Raw genomic sequence first — 1637 nt, 5'->3', positions numbered from 1 at the left:
CCCCCTGTGTCAGGATAGTTGTCGCCTCTAACTTTTAATAGAGGCAGATAAAATGAGACGTCGATTTACACAAGAATTTAAAGTTCAAGCTGTTGAAAAAGCATTATCTCAATGTGATGATGTTCGCCTAGAAGATATTGCGCTTGATTTAGGCATCGGTTATTCAACCTTGCAACGATGGATCGCGCTTGCTAAAAACCATGAACTTGAAACTAAAAATAATGGTAGTCACATGACAACAGAAAAACGCCCTCATGACTGGAGCTTAGAAGAAAGGCTTAACGCCATTATTGAATGTGCGAGTTTAGATGAAGCAGCTCTTAATGAATATTGCCGTGCTAAGGGGCTTTACCCGCATCATATTAAACAATGGAAGCAAGATTTTGCTAAAGGGCCTTCAACGAAGCCCGTAAAATCAGACAGTAAACAGCTCAAACAAGAAATTAAGCAGCTTCAAAAAGAGCTTAATCGTAAAGACAAAGCGTTAGCAGAAACAGCCGCCTTACTCGTACTCAAAAAAAAAGCAGATGCGCTTTGGGGTTTCAACGAGGACGATTAACCAGCTCAACTGAGCGTCATGAATTGATAAAGCTCATTACCGACGCGCAGAAATCAGGGGCAAGGCAAGAAAAAGCATGTGAGTTACTTGGTCTAACGGCAAGAACAATTCAACGCTGGATTGAAGCTGATGATATGACAGATAAGCGAACAAGTACGATAAAGCGACCACCTAACAGGCTAACTGAATTAGAGCAACAGCGTATAATTAAGACGGTTAATTCAATAGAATATGGGCATTTACCACCCAGCAAGATAGTCCCTAAACTATTGGATAAAGATGTGTGGATAGCATCAGAAAGCTCGTTTTATCGCGTTATGAAATCGCATAAATTATTAACACACAGAGAAAAAGTTAAACCAAATAAAAAGATAAAAAAGCCAAAAGCGCTCAGGGCAACACGTGTAAACGAAATTTATACATGGGATATCACGTATTTGCCAACAGCTGTTAAAGGTCAGTTTTTATACTTATATTTAGTGATGGATATTTATAGTCGAAGAATAGTTGGTTGGCAGGTTCATGACACACAACTAAGCACACTGGCGGCTGATTTAATGGTAGATATTTGCAGGCGAGAGCAGGTAAAGCCTGAGCAAGTCACGTTGCACTCGGATAATGGCAGTCCAATGAAAGGGGCAACGTTATTAGCGACATTGCAGGAGTTAGGTATTGTTCCTTCATTTAGCCGACCGTCTGTGAGTAATGATAATCCTTATTCTGAATCGCTATTTAAGACGTTAAAGTATCGCCCGGAATACCCTGAGAAAGCCTTTGAAAGCATGGGTAGCGCAAGAAAGTGGGTTAGCGGATTTGTTGATTGGTACAACGATGAGCACTTGCACAGCGGTATTAAATTTGTCACGCCAAACCAGCGTCATTTAGGATTAGATGAAGCGATACTAGCGAAACGTCATCAGGTAAATGAGATGGCGAAATTACAGAATCCAAGTCGTTGGTCAGGAAAGTCTCGAGATTGGACGATGATCAATGAAGTAAATTTAAATCCAGAGAAAAAAGAAGCAATGCGGGCGGCATAAAATTTAATTTGATGCGACAACTAACTTGAAAAACTCCG

At 40.5% G+C, this 1637-nt stretch carries 1 protein-coding gene; it reads left to right on the top strand.

What is annotated here, in order from left to right:
- Window positions 1–52: 52 nt before the first annotated feature.
- Window positions 53–1599 (top strand): IS3 family transposase gene (locus I6F42_RS19930; RefSeq protein WP_197153190.1). Its coding sequence is split into 2 segments (ribosomal slippage): window positions 53–512 and window positions 512–1599, totalling 1548 coding nucleotides; the frame shifts between segments, so codons are not numbered across the junction.
- Window positions 1600–1637 lie beyond the last annotated feature (38 nt).

This window comes from Pseudoalteromonas sp. SWYJZ12, assembly GCF_015864395.1.
In the GTDB taxonomy this organism is placed as follows: domain Bacteria; phylum Pseudomonadota; class Gammaproteobacteria; order Enterobacterales; family Alteromonadaceae; genus Pseudoalteromonas; species Pseudoalteromonas arctica.
This window is presented reverse-complemented; position numbering and strand designations above follow the sequence as displayed.